Origin of the sequence: Labrenzia sp. PO1 (assembly GCF_012273635.1) — a bacterium.
In the GTDB taxonomy this organism is placed as follows: domain Bacteria; phylum Pseudomonadota; class Alphaproteobacteria; order Rhizobiales; family Stappiaceae; genus Roseibium; species Roseibium algicola.
This window is the reverse complement of sequence record NZ_JAAXCR010000008.1, coordinates 1-16,459: the sequence shown is the minus strand read 5'-3', so window position 1 is coordinate 16,459 and position 16,459 is coordinate 1. Positions and strand designations below refer to the sequence as shown.

The following is a 16,459-nucleotide window of genomic DNA, read 5'->3' as shown; positions in this document are numbered from 1 at the left end:
AGCGTGAGTGCCAATATTGATCGGAGAGTTTGCCGAAAATTCAGTTCGTGGAAGGTGGCCTCAAATTGGCTCGATTGAAGCATTAGCCGTTGGTGTGCCGTCTCCTCCGAGCAAGCAATATGCGACTTTTAAAGAATATTATTTTTGCGGTTTCACTCGTTCTGTTTCTGGAACATGCTCAGGCGAAGGACTTTGATCCTCCTTCCGGACAGGAAGTAAAAGACGCCGGATTTCAATGTGAGAAAGCGCTCTCGAAGGATTGTCTGCACACGTTGGCATTGGGCCAAGCTTATGAGGAAGACCGGCGTACCGGTTCGAGCAAACTGTTCAAGTCGTTCCTTTGGCGAATTAATGCAGACGACGAAATTCGCTCTGAGCAACTCAGGGATATGAGCCCGCCAACGGTGGAAACGCTGCTTGATGCCGGACAATGGGCAGAAGCCGAAAGGCTATTTCTTGAATACCATAAAAGTACGATCTTTGAGTTCGGATCGCCGAGGGGAATCTTCATAAAACAAATGATACTCGCTCAACTTGAGCAGGGAGAAATCGAGCTGGCGATACAGGCTGCTGGAAGCCTTGGTGATGTTTGGAATGAGCGGCTGGAAGCTCATCTGATCATAGTGAAGCACCTGCTTGATCGCGGCAATCATGAGCAGGCTCTGAAAATTGCTGACAACCTTACCCGCCATTTTCATAGAGCGGCTGTTCTGAGCGAAATCCTGGTGAGGCTCGTTTTCAGGAAGGAATTTGAGGCGGCACTCAGAGTGGCGCATTCGCTAAAAACCTTGGCGCTGGTTGATCCTCATTTTTTGCCCCGTGTTTATATGGCTTATCTCGCTATAGCGCGTGGCCAGCTGGAAGCAGGGGAAGTCACCGCCTCAAAACGAACGATGGGATTGATTCCTGACCTCAACGAGGCAACAGACACAGAGTTTCAAGTCTTCGTAGAGGCCGCAGATTTGCTGCTAAAGCTTGGCAACAGAAAGTCTGCTCAGGTTATGGCATTAAGAGCTTCTGGGGCAGCAAAGCAGACAACAGGGACTTCCAATGATGACAAAGTTCGGCGTCTGGCCGTTGCGGGGCGCTTTCTCGTTTGGTCTGGCATGGTTGATAAAGGGCGTGCCGCCTTTGAGCAGGCTGAACAACTTCATTTGGAACGAAGTGCCAAGGGGCAGGAGGCCCGCATGGCATTTCATGTTAACAAGGTTCTGGCCGGACCTCGTGAGGCCACGCAATCCGACCGGGAAGTCATCTACAGGATCCTTCGCACAGAGAAGACTTTTGAGCGATCTCTGTTGTCCGAAGTGAAGCCTTTGCTCGATGCTGGATTCGACGAGGAAATGTATCAGGCGATCATTGCGCTTGATGCAAATGATCGCCGATACAATGTTACCGATGATCTGATGTTGCCTCTTATCGAAAAAGACATTGAAGCCGGAAAGTTCGAACGCGCTGAACAAGTCGCTGAAAGCGCAAATACCTGGGTTGTCAGGGCAAGAGGTGTCTTTGCCGTTGCCAGCAAAACGTCGACTTCAGAAGCACGCAGGTTGCTAAATGAGCTGCATGAATGGGCCAGAAGCAATCACAGGATCAGAAATTTCGAATGGACAGCAAGCCGAACTGGCTATGATGTTTTCCGCTTGTGCGGCATAGGTGCAAAACAGGTTCAGCTAGGTTTTGTGGACGATGCGCATGCCACGTTGAAACAGGCTTACATTTTGGCGAACAAGATGAGTTTTAAAGCCAAGGCTGCGTCCTTTCTGTCCATCGCCGAAGCATTAGACGGCACTCTGCCAGCCAAGTATGCTCAATAAGCCACTTCAGCAGCTGGTCATCGAAAGTATGCTGGTGTGTCTCGATTAAGATTATTTTTCTTTGCATTCTAAAGACTGTCTCTTCAGTTGCATTCACCAACACATGCTCGACCCAAGCGACCCCTGGCCGGGCGGCTACAAGCTCAGCGACACCTGAGTTGCGTGACTGTCGGCTGAGGTGACGTAGAGAATGACTGGTCTTGTTGGGGTGTTTCCCTAGCGGGACTTGTCATAAATATCGATATGGATCTACTGGCAAGCTTCCTTACGTCATTCGTCTATAAGGAAAAACGTTAAGTAAACTGAATTCCTCAACTCCATTCCTCTAAAGTGAATTTTGGAGGAAAGGAAAAATTACCAGTATCGACCGGTTAAGACTTGTGAGTGGTGCAGGAAAGCATTCTATTAGCGCAAAGACCTGAATATTTGCGAACGCATGATTATGGACAAATTGGCGAAAAGAGGCGTTTGCCTCATTGGTTGCGGTTTCATGGGCAAGGCTCTGGTGGAAGCCTGGCTGGCAAAGGGAATGCCTGCCGGTTCCATCTACGTGCGCGATCCCCGACCATCCGGCTGGCTGCAAAGCCAGGCGGGCGTCAACATCAACGAGCCTTTCCCGGAGTCTCCGGCCGCGATTGTCATCGCCACTCGTCCGCAGATCGTGGAGAAGGTTCTGGCGCCGCTCGGCTCCTTCGGTGGTGGCGAAACGGTGATCCTGTCGATTGCGGCCAGCAAACCGATTTCGGTGCTGGAAAAGCAATTCCCGGATGGAACGCCAATCATTCGCGCGATGCCCAACCTGCCGGCAACGGTCGGCTCTGCTGTCTCGACCTTTGTTGCCAACGAGGCGCTGACTGCCAGCCAGAAGGTGGAAGCCCTCAAGCTAATTGCCGCCTTCGGCTCGGTTGTTGAATTGCCGGACGAAGACCTGCTGCCGGTGGTTACTGCCTTGTCCGGTGCGGGGCCTGCCTATGTGTTTGCCATGGCCGAGGCCTTTGCCGCGGCAGGGGCACGCCTTGGTCTGCCGGAGGACCTTGCTCATGAGTTGGCCGTGCGCACAGTGGCCGGAGCCGGGCGCATGCTTGCGCAGCCGGACGCGGATGCGACCGGGTTCCGCGTCGCCGTGACGTCCAAAGGCGGCACGACCGAAGCAGGCATGCTGGAGTTCATGGCTGACGAGAACGGCATTCAGGATCTCGTCCGCCGCACGGTTGAAGCCGCTGCCGAGCGCTGCAAGGAACTGTCCGGACTGAAACCTGCCGAGCAGCCCAGAACCCTGCGGCTCGTCAGGGACTAGCGGCGGTTTCCAGCAGAAGCCACCTGGCTCTTCCGCAGGTCTCTAGGCCTTCAGAACTGAGGCTATACCCGAGGTTTGCAGCCGTTGGTACGCAGATTGGATTGTGCTGCCAAAGGCCGCTGACCCTGGCAGGTCGTCTCCGAAAACCTCCGAGAGCGACAGCATCCTGTCGACATACGCATTGCCGTCCGTTTCCTGCACAATGGTGCCAATCCTTGCGGACAGGGGGTCGTTCAACGGCAGCGAGGCGCCCGTTCTTGAAACACCGCGGCAATAGAGCATCCATGCGGCAACGGCGAGTGCCGATAGCGGCCAGGGGCTGTTGTCCTTCAGATGTTGCCGGATCGGGGCCAGTAGCCGTTGCGGCAGTTTCTGGCTGCCGTCAGAAGCGATCTGGGTGGTCTTGTGATGAAGCGCGGTGTTTTCAAACCGGGCAATCAGGGCTTCGGCATAGGCCTTGATATCGACACCGTCCGGCACGGACAGCGTCGGGGCCTGTTCACTCAGCATCAGGGTGAGGGCTGCCTGCCGGAAGGCCGGATCGGCCATGCAGTCGGCAATCGTTTCCTTGTCTGCCAGCGCCCCAAGATAGGCGAGAAACGAATGGCTGCCGTTCAGCATCCGAAGTTTCATGTCTTCAAACGGCGCCACATCTTCAACGAATTCAGCACCTGCCAGATGCCAATCCGGACGTGGGCCGGCAAACCGGTCTTCAATTACCCACTGGCGGAATGTCTCGCACAGGATACCGTTCCGGTCAGCGTGACCTAGTGCGTTCTCAAGCGTTGCGAACGAACTGTCGGTCATTGCCGGTGTGATGCGATCGACCATGGAGCAGGGGAAAGTGCAATTGCCTTCGATCCATTCTGCCAAATCCGGGTTGAGCCGCGCGGCGAAATCCAGAACCGCACGGCGGCACAGCTCGCCGTTTGCTGGGAGATTGTCGCACGACAGGATCGTCAAACCGGCGAGACCTGCTGCCTGTCGCCGCCTGAGGCCTTCCACCAGCACGCCGATGGCCGTGGAAGGGGCATCTGGCGTTGCAAGGTCTCGCCGGATGCCGGGATTGTCTTCATCCAGCCTGCCGTCCTTCAGGCAATACCCTTTCTCGGTGATTGTCAGTGTGATCACGGCGAGATCCGGATCGGCGATCCGGTTCGGCAAGGCATCGACGCCATCACGCTTGGGGTGTACCGTCGCACAGATAGCGCCGACCTGGCGCAAGAAGAGATCGTCACCGGACATCTCGCCGACAGTGAAAAGTCGGTCCGCCTCGTCAAGGCCGGTGAGTTCGTCCGCACCGGAGTTGAGCCGGGCAACTGCGACGCCCCAGTCGCTTTTCGTTCCGCGTAGCATCTCGTCGTGAAACACCAGAACGTGCGCCTTGGCAAAGGCACCAAAACCGATGTGCAGCAGTCGGATGCGCAGCTTTGTCCGGTCGTAGTCGACCGTTTCAACCAAGTGACTGACGCTGCTCATGACTGGCTCACCGTGAAGGCGATTGTTTCGCCCGTTTTCCGCTCGGTCCCGTTGATGGCCAAGGTGCCGGCACCGGCCAGCCAAAGGGTGACCTTGTCGAAGGCGGGTTGCCAGTTGCCGGATATTTGCCAATCCAGATGGACTGTTTCCCCTGTTCGGGAGAGGCAAAGCCGGGTCAAACAGCTCTCGCCAGCCAGTGCGTCCACCGTATCACCGTCATCGTCATAAAACTGCGAGTGCCTGTCCGGTGTTCCTTCCGGCTGTGGGTAGATACGCCACGTGCGCAAGGTGTCGGAAGACGGTGTCGACCTCAGGTTTTCGGCTGCCATCGGCAGCACCGTACCGCCTCGAACGAACAGCGGAATGGTATCAAGAGCCACCGGAACGTCGATCATCTGGCCGCCTTCATACCAGCTGCTGCCGTCAAAGGCCCACCAGCCTTCTTCGTTGGCAGGCAGCGTGACGCGCCGCGACGTTGCGCCTTCCTCGACCACTGTCGCGACCAGAAGATCCCGGCCCAGCAGGAAATCGAATTCAGCCTCCCGGCAGGCAGGGTCGTTCGGATAATCCAGGAACAGAGGCCGCAGCATCGGCTCGCCTTCGGTCACGGCACGGTGCAGCAGGCCGTAAAGATAAGGGATCAGCTGCGCCCGGAACTTCAGCGCGTTGCGCACGAGCGGCGTTATTTCCGGATACATCCAGGCTTCGTTGGCGGTGCCGTCGTCGTTCCAGGAATGGATCGTAAAACGCGGATGGAAAATGCCGTTCTGTACCCAGCGCAGGAACAGCTCCGGCTCCGGCCGCGGGCCGGCAAAGCCGCCGACATCGTGGCCGATGTTGTAGAAGCCGGAGAGGCTGAGGCCGAGGCCCATCGGAATGTTCCAGCGCAGCGTGTCCCAGCTGGTGAAATTGTCGCCCGTCCAGGTCTGGGCATAGCGTTGCGTGCCGGGGCAGGCGCAGCGGGAAATCAGGTAGGGCCGCTTTTTCGGTTGGTGGGCAACCTGGGCCTCAAACGAGGCCCGTGTCATCAGCTGGCTGTGCAGCGGACGGATCAGATTGACCGGTATCGGTTTTCCGAAACCGGCGCAGACCGCTTCGTCGTCCCACACCTCATATTCGTTGTTGTCATTCCAGGTGCAGGGTATGCCTCTGGAAAAGAGCTTTTCTTCAAGGTTCTTCTTCCACCAGCGGACGGTGTCCTCGTTGGTGAAATCAAGGTGTGAACCATAGCCGTCCCAGAAAGGTGACTGCTCGGGTGTGCCGGTTTCACTGTCGCGAATGAAGAGCCCGGCCTCGGCTGCTTCCTTGAACAGCGGGTGGTCGTCCAGAAGCACCGGCTTGATATTGGCGATGAGGTTGATGCCGGCCTCGGCATAGGCCCGGGTCATGGTCTCGACATCGGGGAAGCGGTCGGTGTTCCAATGGAACACGTAGCGCTTGCCCTTGATGGCTGTATAGCCCGACGACATCTGGAAACTGTCGCATGGCATGTCTTCTTCCGACAGCTTGCCAAGGAACTCCATCAGCCGTTCCTGTGCATTTTCGGAATCGGTATAGGCCATGGTCGAGCCGGAGTACCCAAGCCCCCACCGTGGCATGAAGGCGGTGCCGCCTGTCAGCCCGTGATGCTGCTTGACGATATCCAGAACGCTCGGTGCCCAGCTGAAGTAATAGTCAAGGTCACCATCGGCAGCGCGGAAGGCGCGGAAAGGCAGGTGGTAGTTGTCTTTCTCGTTGCCGAGGTCGAACCAGCAGGGAGCCAGCGTGTCGTAGTAGAGCCCGACTGCGCCGAGCCGGCCCTTGTCGGTGATGGTGAAGGGAATGTGCTTGTAGAGCGGGTCTGTGGTTTGCGCGTCGTAGCCCATGGCATCGAGATTGCGCATCTCGAACCGCCTGCCGGTGCGCTCCAGGCCACCGGCCTTTTCGCCGAGACCGTAGTATCGCTCATCCGGGTTTCGCCGCATGAAATGATGATTGCGATGGTCGCGGCGCCCGATCATGTAGGCGTCCTGGGGCCGGTCGCGGGCGATCTCCTGCCAGGGTTCGCCGGCAGCGGGCCGGCTTTCCCAAACGAAGGCAAGCGGAGTATTGATGGTCAGGCGCAGGTTTTCCGTTTCCAGGACAAGCCTGCCGTCCTGCTCTTCCAGCATGAAGTCGGGGCAGGAAAAGCCTGCGAGGTCGTCCCGCGTACGGCCGTCGAACGGCACGTCGCCTTCCGGTGCGATGGCCCAGGTCCGGTCCAGACGATAGGTCCCGTCCTTCAGCAGAACAACGCGGATGAGCGCATTTTCGAGAACCTTGACCACCAGGCGGTGCCGGTTCTCGACTTCAAGTGCGATCCCGGCGCTGGAGCGGCCCAGGTAACGCCAGTTTTTGAGGGCTTTCATGACAGATCCTAGTAGCCGAGGAGAACGCGCGGCAGGAACAGGCTGAGGGCAGGTACGTAAGTGACCAGCAGCAGGAGAGCGACCAGCACCGCGTAGAAGCCGAGCATGGGTCTGAGTACCTGGCCGATCTTCACCCCGCCGACCGAGCAGCCGACAAAGAGTGCCGACCCCACTGGCGGTGTACAGATGCCGATACACAGGTTGAAGGTCATGACGACGCCGAAATGCACCGGGTCCATGCCGAGATCTTCCACCACCGGCAGGAAGATGGGGGTGAAGATCAGCAATGCGGGCGTCATGTCCATGAAGGTGCCAACCACAAGCAGCGCCAGGTTGATGATCAGCAGCAGGACGAGCGGATTTTCAGAAAGGCTCAGCAGCGTGTCGGAGATCGAATAGGGGATATCCGCAAAGGCCATCGCTTTCGACATGGCGATGGAACAGCCGATCATCAGCAGCACGATGGACGTTGTCACCGCGCTTTCCAGGATGATGCCCGGAAGTTCGCGCGGCGAGATTTCCCTGTACCAGATCACGCCCAGGAAGAGCGTATAGACAACAGCAACGGCTGAAGCTTCGGTTGCGGTGAAGATGCCGCCGATGATGCCGCCCATGACGATCACGATCAGGCCAAGCGGCAGCATGGCGTCCAGCGTCTTGGCGATAACTTCCTGGCCACTGGGCCGTTCGGCAACCGGGTATCCCCTGCGCTTGGCAATGATGCCGGCGACGACCATCAAGCTGAGCCCCATCAGGATGCCCGGAATGTATCCGGCAACGAACAGGGCCGCGATGGAGGTGCCGTTGGTAATCAGCGAATAGATGATGAAGGTTGCGCTCGGCGGGATCAAAAGGCCTGTCGGGCAGGAGGCGATGTTGACCGCCGCGCTGAACGCCGGATCGTAGCCTTCCTTCTTCTGGAGTGGAGACATCACGCCGCCGACAGCGGCGGCCGAGGCAACGGCTGAGCCCGAGATGGAGCCGAACATCATGTTGGCAATGACGTTGCAGTGGGCAAGCGCGCCGGGCAGGCGGCCGGCCAGAACCTTGGCGAACTCGATCAGGCGCATGGCGATGCCGCCCCGGTTCATGATGTTGCCCGCCAGAATGAAGAACGGAATGGCCAGCAGGGTGAAGCTGTCGAGACCGGAGGCGACCTGCTGCGCGACGATATAGACCGACTGGTCGAACGACATGAACAGCAGGAAGGTGGCGAAAGCTGCAAGACCGATGGCGAAGGCGATCGGTACGCCCAGGATCATCAGAAAGGCGAATGTCCCGAACAGGACGAGGACAGATTGGATATCCATGAAGTTACTCGTTCCCGGTCAGGTTTCAGTCCAGAGGGCCGCCAACGCTGGCGGTACCTTCCTGTTCGTTCGGGCCGCGGCCAGTGCGAAAGAGGTCGGCCAGAAATGTCAGGCAGTAGTAGAGAATGCAGAGCCCGGAGAACGGGATCGCGATATAGACGAGGCCCATGGGGAGGCGCAGCGCCGGGGATACCTGTTGGGTTTCCAGCGTCCGGCTGACCAGGTCGAGCCCGCCGTAGACCATCACGACCCCTGCAAAGAGTGCGATGGCGGCAATGATGCCGACATTGACAAGAAGGCGCAGGATGCCGGTGGTGATGACGGGCAGCAGGTCGATGGCAAGGTGTCGTCGCTGGCCGAAGGTGTAAGCCCCGCCCAGCAGAGCAACCCAGATGAACAGGAAGCGGGCCATTTCATCTGTCACCGTGCTCGGGCTTTGCAGCACGTAGCGCGAGACGACCTGCCAGACGACACAGGCAACCAGGACGGCGAAGGCGATGGTGATGACGAGACGCAGGACCATGTCCACGCCTCTGGTGATGACTGTCACGATATTCCTCCCGCGCAGGCCTCGTTCTTGCCGCGGCAACAGGCGCGGCGTGGGCTCCGACACTTTAAGACATGCGTCAGGAAATTAAATTGGTCAACCAATTTTCCAAAAAAGGTTGACTGATTTTGAAAATTGGACGAACAATTCCTCATCCGCGGCGGTCTGGCCTTGCAAGTCCCGCGGCCAACCGATCCGTTCCGGCACGGAACGCAAGTCCTGCGGCCAAGGCTGCAATTGGGAGGAAATCATGTCGAAATTCGTTAAGCTGGCGGCTGTTCTTGCCGCGGGCGTCGTCGCTCTGGGTTCTGCCGCCAGCGCCAAGACGCTGCGCCTCAACCACAACAACCCGGAAGACCATCCGCTGCACAAGTCGATGCAGTTCATGGCCGAGCGCGTTGAAGAGCTGACAGACGGCGATCTGAAAATCCGCATCTATGCCAACGCCCAGCTTGGTACCCAGCGTGAATCCATGGAGCTGATGCAGAACGGTTCCCTGGACATGGCCCGTTCCAACGCATCCGAGCTGGAGGCCTTCGAGGAATCCTACGGTGCGCTCAACCTGCCCTACATCTTCGTCAGTGCCGACCACTACTACGACGTTCTGACCAATGACATCGGCGCGGACATTCTTGCCTCGTCCGAAGACAAGGGCTTCATCGGCCTTGCCTATTACATCGAGGGCGCACGTTCCTTCTACGCCAACAAGGCGATCCATTCCCCGGCCGACCTGAAAGGCATGAAGATCCGCGTTCAGCCGAGCCCGTCCGCCATTCGCATGGTTGAGCTGCTCGGTGCCAACCCGACCCCGATTGCCTGGGGCGAGCTTTACAGCGCCCTGCAGCAGGGTGTTGTCGATGGCGCTGAAAACAACCCGATCGCGCTTACTTCCGCCCGTCACGGCGAGGTTTCCAAGTTCTATTCCGACGACGGCCACACCATGATCCCGTCCGTCGTGATGATTTCCACCAGCTCCTGGAACGATCTGACCGACGAGCAGAAGGAAGCCATGCGCACGGCCGCACGTGAATCCATGGATTTCCACCGCGAGCAGTGGGATGCCATGAGTGCGGAAGCGGTCGAGACCGCGAAGAGCGAACTCGGTGTGGAATTCGTTGAAGTGGAAAAGGGCCCGTTCATCGAAGCGGTCCTGCCGATGCATGAGGAAGCGGCGGCCAAGTCTCCGGTCGTTGCCGACCTGATCAAGCGCATCAAGGCAGCTGCGCAATAACATCTGAAAACACCTTAAAGTCCCGCCGGAGACCTGACCGATGCTCGAACGCTCCCATCTCGCCGACAACGCCTTGCAGGCGCTGCATGACGAAGACTATGACGTGCCCTTCAACACGCAGTCCTTGTGTCATGACGGCCTGATCTTCATGGGTGGGCGGGCATCGGAAAGCCTTGATGGCGACTGGACTTTCTGTGTCGATCTGCTCGACACCGGCCTCCGGCAGAAATGGTTCGCCATGCTGCCGGAGGCGCCGGAAAACCGCACTGAACCCTGGGACTATGATCCCTACATGGGGGAAACGGTGCCGGTTCCATCCAACTGGGCGACGATGAAGGAGAAGTGGTACTTCTTCGAAGGCAGCGCCTGGTACACGCGGGCTCTCGACATGGAGACGGTGGACAGTTCCAAACGCCAGTTTCTGAGGTTCGGTGCCGCGAGCTACGACTGCAAGATCTTCCTGAACGGCGAGTTCCTTGGCAACCACTACGGTGCGTCGACACCTTTCTGCGTCGAGCTGACGGGCAAACTGAAGACCGGCCGCAACTGGATCATGGCCTGCGTCAACAACACCCGGACACGCGACCGGGTGCCGATGCGCAATACCGACTGGTTCAACTACGGTGGTCTCTATCGGGAAGTCTCATTCTTCGAAACACCGAAGACCCTTATCAAGGACTTCTTTCTCTACCTTGTGCCGGACGGCACATACTCCACGCTGCGAGCCGAAGTCACCGTCGACGGTGTGCCGGCTGGTGCTGTGACGCTTTCCATTCCCGGGCTTGGCATCAAAAAAGATATTGTGCTGGATGCGGACGGCAAGGGAACGCTCGACATTTCAGCCCGGCCGCAATTATGGAGCCCGGAAGCGCCCGTCCTTTATGATGTCAGCGTTTCGTGCGGCGAAGACCGTGTGTGCGACCGGATCGGTTTTCGCCAGATCGAGCGCCGCGGCACGGATATTCTGCTGAACGGGGCGCCTCTGTTCCTTCGCGGGATTTCCGTCCACGAGGACGATGCACTCCTCGGCAAGGTGACAAATGAGGATGATTTGCGCCGCCGCTTTGCCCATGCGCGCGAACTGGGCTGCAACTATCTGCGACTTGCACATTATCCGCATCACGAACGGGCGGCTCAGATTGCTGATGAACTCGGCTTTTTGCTGTGGGAGGAAATCCCGGTCTACTGGGCCATCGATTTCGCCAATCCGGCGACCTATCGCGATGCTGAAAACCAGTTGTCGGAACTGATCAAGCGGGATCGCAACCGGGCAAGTGTCGTCATCTGGTCCGTGGGAAACGAGAATCCTGACACGGATGCCCGGCTTACCTTCATGAAAGGCCTTGCCGAAACCTGCAAACGTCTCGACCCGACCCGGCTGACTTCCGCAGCCTGTCTGGTGAACCACGCCCGGAACCGGATCGAAGACAGGCTCGCGGCGCATATCGATATCATCGGCCTCAACGAATATTACGGCTGGTATGAAGAGAATTTCGATGACCTTGCCGCGATCGGGGAGAACTCGGACCCGGACCGTCCGGTGGTGATTTCGGAAACGGGCGCTGACGGCGTTATCGGTGAGAAAGGTCCGAAGTCTGGCCTCTTCAGCGAAGATTACATGGCCGAAGTCTACATCAGGCAGATCGCAACTCTGCGCGAACTTGGATATATCAAAGGCATGTCGCCGTGGATACTTTACGATTTTCGTGTCGAACGGCGCCAAAATATTTTCCAGAACGGCTATAACCACAAGGGGCTGATTGCCGCCGACAAGAAAACCAAGAAAAAAGCATTCCATATCCTGGCCGACTATTATCGCGAGATTGCAGCTGCCGGGGAGGGTGCAAGGAAGGCCTCATGACCAGCGATGCTGCAAAGCGCCGGTACCAGGAAATCGCCGAACTTCTCGCAAGGCGTATCGAGGAGGAGGGCTACAGGCCCGGCGACAAGTTTCCGACCGAGCGGCAGATTTCCGTGGAACTCGGCATCAGCCGGTCCCTGGTGCGCGAAGCTTTCATCGTTCTTGAAATCGAGGGCTATCTTGATGTGCGCAAGGGGTCCGGCAGCTATGTGGCCGCCGGCGAGAAGATTTCGCTTCATATTCCGAAAGCAGACTACGGCCCCTTCGAATTGCTGCAGGCCCGCCAACTCCTTGAAAGCAGCATTGCCGGCTTTGCCGCCACCACGATCACCAAAAGCGACATCATTCATCTGCGGGAGACGCTCGATCTGGAGCGCAGGGCGATCGAGCACGGTGAGGAAGATTACACCGCCGACCGGCAGTTCCACCGGCAGATCGCCGAGGCAACCCAGAACAGTGTTCTGGTGGACCAGGTGGAAGACCTCTGGAACAAGCGTGAAAACAGTTCCATGTGGGCTCGGCTGCATGACCGCATCTTCGATCTCAGCTACCGGGCCAAATGGCTGGATGATCACGCCGAAATTCTGGAGGCGTTGCGCCACCGTAACTCCGAGAAGGCGCGCCTTGCCATGTGGCAGCACCTGGAAAACGTTCGCCTGACTCTGCTTGAGCTTTCGGACGTCGGCGATCCTGATTTCGACGGTTACCTTTATACCCCGGCACAGGCCGCGCCCTGAGCGCCGGGCATCATGTGCGCCATACACAAGACCCCAAACACAAAACGCTGCAGCGATAACAACAAGAAAGACTTCAGGCGATGATCGAAAGCTGGCGCTGGTTCGGACCGCAGGACCCCATCTCCCTGAGGGATATCCGCCAGACAGGTGCACGCGGCATCGTCACCGCCCTGCATGATATTCCCAACGGCACCTTCTGGCCGGAAGAGGAAATCGCGTCCCGCCGTCGCATGATCGAGACAGCCGGCCTGGAATGGGTCGTCACCGAGAGCATCCCGGTGCATGAGGACATCAAGACCGGGGCGCCCGGATGGGAAAAGTGGGCGGTAAACTGGGCGGAGACGGTTCGCGCCCTCGCGCGCCAGGGCATCAGGACGATCTGCTACAATTTCATGCCCGTGCTGGACTGGACCCGGACGGATCTCGACTACGAACTGGAAGACGGTGCAACCGCCCTGCGGTTCGAGTTCGCGGCCTATGCCGCTTTCGATCTGTTCATCCTGCAGCGGGAGGGCGCTGAGGCGGACTATGATGCTGCCGATATTGCGCTTGCCGAGGAACGCTTTGCCCGGATGTCCATCGAGGAGCGGGACAGGCTGACCGCCAATATCATTGCAGGACTGCCCGGTTCGGAAGAAAGCTACACGCTGGAGACATTCCGGGACCGCCTCGCGTCTTATTGTGGTATCGGCCGGGAAGAGCTTTTCCGGAACCTTCAGAACTTCCTTGAAATCGTCGTGCCGGCCGCCGAGGAGGAGGGTGCCGTCCTGGCCATCCATCCGGACGACCCGCCGAGGTCTCTCTTCGGTTTGCCGCGAATTGTCGGATCGCTCGGTGATCTGCAGCGAATTGCCGGCATGAACCCGTCAATGGCAAACGGCTTTACCGTCTGCTCCGGGTCGCTTGGTGTCAGCGCCGGCAACAATATTCCCGAAATCATCGATGCATTGGGTGAGCGGATCCATTTCGCCCATCTGAGGGCAACCAGGCGCGAGCAGGATCCCCGCAGTTTCCGCGAAGATGCGCATCTTGAGGGCGACGTCGATATGGTCGCCATCATTCGTGCACTGCGGCGCATGGAACGACAAACGGGTAAGTGGATCCCGATGCGGCCGGATCATGGGCATCGCATATTGAACGATCTCAGCGGAACCTCGACGCCCGGGTATCCGGCGATCGGCCGGTTGCGGGGACTGGCGGAGCTGCGCGGTGTGACCCGGGCGGTTGATATTCTGGACACAGTCGAAGCGGCGGCTGAATAGGTCATTCGGGCAAGGCAACAACCTTGACCGGGCGCGGTATCCGATTACATCCATCTGCTGAGAAACTTCACGGCAATGGCGATGGCACCGGTCATGCCCGAGATCCCGGAGACCTGAATGGAAAAGAATGTCGATACCCTTGTAGAGGACGGGCGCGATGTCATCCTCATAGAAGGACTGAAAGTCGCGACGCAGATCGGCATTCTGGACAGCGAGAAAAACCGGACACAAACCGTCTGCTTCGATATCGAAATGCAGACCGTTACCGGCTATCGCCGGATTGTGCGCGAAACGGGTGCGTTTGTTTCCTATGCCGACGCGGTCGAATTCATTCTGCAGAAGGCAGCCTCCGGCGGTCATATCGACCTGGTCGAGGATTGGGCTGAAGCCGTTGCGGATTTCGTTTTGACGAATGAGCTGGTTGAAGGCGTCAGCGTGAAGGTCACCAAGCCGGACATCTTTGAGGAAGCCGCGGGTGTCGGCATTCGCATCAAGCGCCGCCGGCCGTCCCGTTGACCTTGCCCTCTCACCGCATTTTCCTATCTGCCCTGAAACCTGCCTGATCCCGCCCGGCTTTTCCGGGCAAGAGGTTCGACACCGGGAGCCCCGCCTCACATGATTTCCGCCGACCGCCTGCTGCCTCTCTGGCTCAAATATCGCGATGCTCTCGAAGCACCGATCCGAACCTTCGAATTTGAAAAGTTTGGCCGGCGGTTCGAGGACCGCACCTATCAGATGGGCGTCCTGAACCTGTCACCGGACAGCACCTATCGCGAAACGGTCTGCCATACCTTCGAAGCGGCGCTTTATCGTGGCCGGCGCATGACGCTGGAGGGGGCGGCGATGGTCGACATCGGCGCGGAGTCGACCGGCGAGACTGCGGACATCGTCGCGGCCGAGCGGCAGATCGACCGCATGCGCCCGGTCGTAAAGGCTCTTGCCGACGAAGGCATTCTTGTTTCCGTTGAAACCTATCATCCGGAAGTGGGCGTCGCCCTGCTGGAGGCCGGAGCAGGAGTGGTCAATCTGACGGGACGCGTTGACGACCCGGCCTTCTACGAGGCGATTGCGAAGCATCAGGCCGGTATCGTCCTGTGTTACACGCCGGGCAAGAATGCCCGTTCCGACGATTACCTGCCGCCAGCTGAAGATATCTTCGATCACCAGCTCACATTCTTCCGCGAGAGGGTCCATCTGGCCACGGAAGCCGGGATCGAGCGGCTGTGGGTTGATCCCGGCTTCGGCTTTGCGCTGCACTTGCCGGACGGGCCGGACCGGATCCGGTATCAGACCGACAGTATTCTCCAGTCGTTCCGCCTGCGGGAACTCGGTTGGCCGGTGACCGTGCAGTTGACCGGGGCAGTGTATCTGTTCCGTGATGAAGTTCGGGTCGCGCAGACCAGCGCGGCAACTCTGGCCGTCATGTCGAGGGCAAACCTGGTGCGCAGCCATGAAGTGCCGCGCGTGCAGCCGGTCCTGAACCTGCAGGATTTCGCCTGAAGAGTTGGCCGCTTCCTAGAGTCTGTTTCTTGAGGGGCAAGCCGAGACAAGCCCGAGCCAACCGGAGGAGCGCATATGGCAACCGACAGGATCGCACTGGTGACAGGGGCCGGCAAACGGCTCGGCAAGGCCATCGCCAGGGGGCTGGCGAATGAGGGTTATGCCATGGGCCTCCATTACAACTCTTCTGCCGAGGGTGCGCAGGAGCTTCACGACGAGATTGTCACCGAGGGCGGCAAGGCCGCACTCTTGCAGAAAGACCTGAGCCGGCCGGAGACGGCCGGTGGCCTGATCGAGGACACTGCCGCTGCACTGGGTGGACCGGTCGAGGTGCTGGTGAATTCCGCATCCGCATTCAACACAGACAGCTTGTCTGACCTGACGATCGATACCTGGCAGTTCCTGATGAACGTCAATGCGGCCGCGCCGGTATTCCTGATGCAGGCATTCGCCAACCAGGATCCCTTGCCGGCAGGCGGCGCGATCGTGAACATGCTCGACACCCAGATGCTTTCGGCGTCCCCGGAACGGTTCAGTTATTTTTGCGGAAAGTTCGCGCTCGACGGGGCAACCCGTCTGGCGGCCTACGATCTGGGACCCAGGGGCGTTCGCGTGAATGCGGTTGCTCCGGGCCTGATCCTGCCGAGCGACCAGACCCAGGAAAACTTTGACGCTAGGCAGAAGCTGACGCCAATGGGGCCGGGCCTCGGGCCTGATGATGTGGTTGATGCGGTGATCTATCTGGTTGGGGCCAAACAGGTGACCGGACATACGCTGGTGGTGGATGCCGGGCAGCGGCTGATGGGCTTCGGAAACGCGCCAATCGGATGAAACTGAGGAAATCCTTGGGATTTCATGGTTAGCGAATGGTTAATATCCACTGCCTCGAAAGTGGGGCAAATTTTCTTTCAAAAAAAATCAAAACCGGTGTTGACGGGTTGGGTTGGTCTGCGTATAACCCGGTTCATCGACGGCGGCAACGTCGCTGGCGACAGGGTTTTGTGACCTTAATTCCAGAAAATTGGTCCTAG

The 16,459-nt window shown here is 58.5% G+C and carries 13 protein-coding genes; 9 read left to right on the top strand and 4 right to left on the bottom strand.

The features are described from left to right. The first annotated feature begins 119 nt into the window (after nt 1-119). A complete protein-coding gene (locus HCG46_RS27680; protein ID WP_168688096.1) occupies nt 120-1,817 on the top strand; it encodes a hypothetical protein in 1,698 nt (565 codons plus the stop codon). A 436-nt stretch (nt 1,818-2,253) separates the two neighbouring features. Further along, on the top strand, nt 2,254-3,114 hold the full coding sequence (gene proC / locus HCG46_RS27675) for a pyrroline-5-carboxylate reductase (RefSeq protein WP_353621846.1): 861 nt from the start codon (nt 2,254-2,256) through the stop codon (nt 3,112-3,114). Between the two features lie 42 nt (nt 3,115-3,156). On the opposite strand, the gene HCG46_RS27670 is transcribed toward proC, so the two are convergent. Genes HCG46_RS27670 through HCG46_RS27655 form a run of 4 tightly spaced genes read right to left on the bottom strand, consistent with a single transcriptional unit; the run spans nt 3,157 to nt 8,840 of the window. Continuing rightward, nucleotides 3,157-4,593 (bottom strand): mannitol dehydrogenase family protein, encoded by a 1,437-nt coding sequence (locus HCG46_RS27670; protein ID WP_168688094.1) that lies wholly within the window; start codon nt 4,591-4,593, stop codon nt 3,157-3,159. Next, entirely contained in the window at nt 4,590-6,980 is a 2,391-nt protein-coding gene (locus HCG46_RS27665; protein ID WP_168688093.1) for a TIM-barrel domain-containing protein, read from the bottom strand. Before HCG46_RS27665 ends, HCG46_RS27670 begins: the two co-directional genes overlap by 4 nt. 8 nt (nt 6,981-6,988) lie before the next feature. Beyond that, the gene (locus HCG46_RS27660; RefSeq protein WP_168688092.1) at nt 6,989-8,290 is read right to left on the bottom strand and encodes a TRAP transporter large permease; all 1,302 of its coding nucleotides are present in this window, start codon (nt 8,288-8,290) and stop codon (nt 6,989-6,991) included. A 25-nt stretch (nt 8,291-8,315) separates the two neighbouring features. After that, complete coding sequence (locus HCG46_RS27655; protein ID WP_088665207.1) at nt 8,316-8,840, bottom strand: TRAP transporter small permease; 525 nt, start codon at nt 8,838-8,840, stop codon at nt 8,316-8,318. A gap of 247 nt (nt 8,841-9,087) precedes the next feature. Here HCG46_RS27655 and HCG46_RS27650 point away from each other — a divergent pair, with 247 nt between their 5' ends. The 7 genes from HCG46_RS27650 to HCG46_RS27620 all read left to right on the top strand — a co-directional run bounded on the left by HCG46_RS27650 (nt 9,088) and on the right by HCG46_RS27620 (nt 16,259). After that, nucleotides 9,088-10,068: a TRAP transporter substrate-binding protein gene (locus tag HCG46_RS27650; RefSeq protein ID WP_031269012.1), complete on the top strand. Its 981-nt coding sequence runs from the start codon at nt 9,088-9,090 to the stop codon at nt 10,066-10,068. Nucleotides 10,069-10,108: 40 nt separating this feature from the next. After that, nucleotides 10,109-11,929: a glycoside hydrolase family 2 TIM barrel-domain containing protein gene (locus tag HCG46_RS27645; protein ID WP_168688091.1), complete on the top strand. Its 1,821-nt coding sequence runs from the start codon at nt 10,109-10,111 to the stop codon at nt 11,927-11,929. Further along, entirely contained in the window at nt 11,926-12,666 is a 741-nt protein-coding gene (locus tag HCG46_RS27640) for an FCD domain-containing protein (RefSeq protein ID WP_075283622.1), read from the top strand. The genes HCG46_RS27645 and HCG46_RS27640 overlap by 4 nt, the downstream gene beginning before the upstream one ends. Nucleotides 12,667-12,746: 80 nt before the next feature. Beyond that, nucleotides 12,747-13,928 carry a mannonate dehydratase gene (gene uxuA / locus HCG46_RS27635; RefSeq protein ID WP_023000155.1) on the top strand — a complete coding sequence of 394 codons (1,182 nt, stop codon included), beginning with the start codon at nt 12,747-12,749 and terminating at the stop codon, nt 13,926-13,928. A gap of 117 nt (nt 13,929-14,045) precedes the next feature. Further along, complete coding sequence (locus tag HCG46_RS27630; protein WP_055661569.1) at nt 14,046-14,444, top strand: dihydroneopterin aldolase; 399 nt, start codon at nt 14,046-14,048, stop codon at nt 14,442-14,444. 99 nt (nt 14,445-14,543) lie between these two features. Next, a complete protein-coding gene (locus HCG46_RS27625) occupies nt 14,544-15,428 on the top strand; it encodes a dihydropteroate synthase (protein ID WP_023000157.1) in 885 nt (294 codons plus the stop codon). 75 nt (nt 15,429-15,503) lie between these two features. Further along, entirely contained in the window at nt 15,504-16,259 is a 756-nt protein-coding gene (locus HCG46_RS27620) for an SDR family oxidoreductase (RefSeq protein WP_168688090.1), read from the top strand. Nucleotides 16,260-16,459 lie beyond the last annotated feature (200 nt).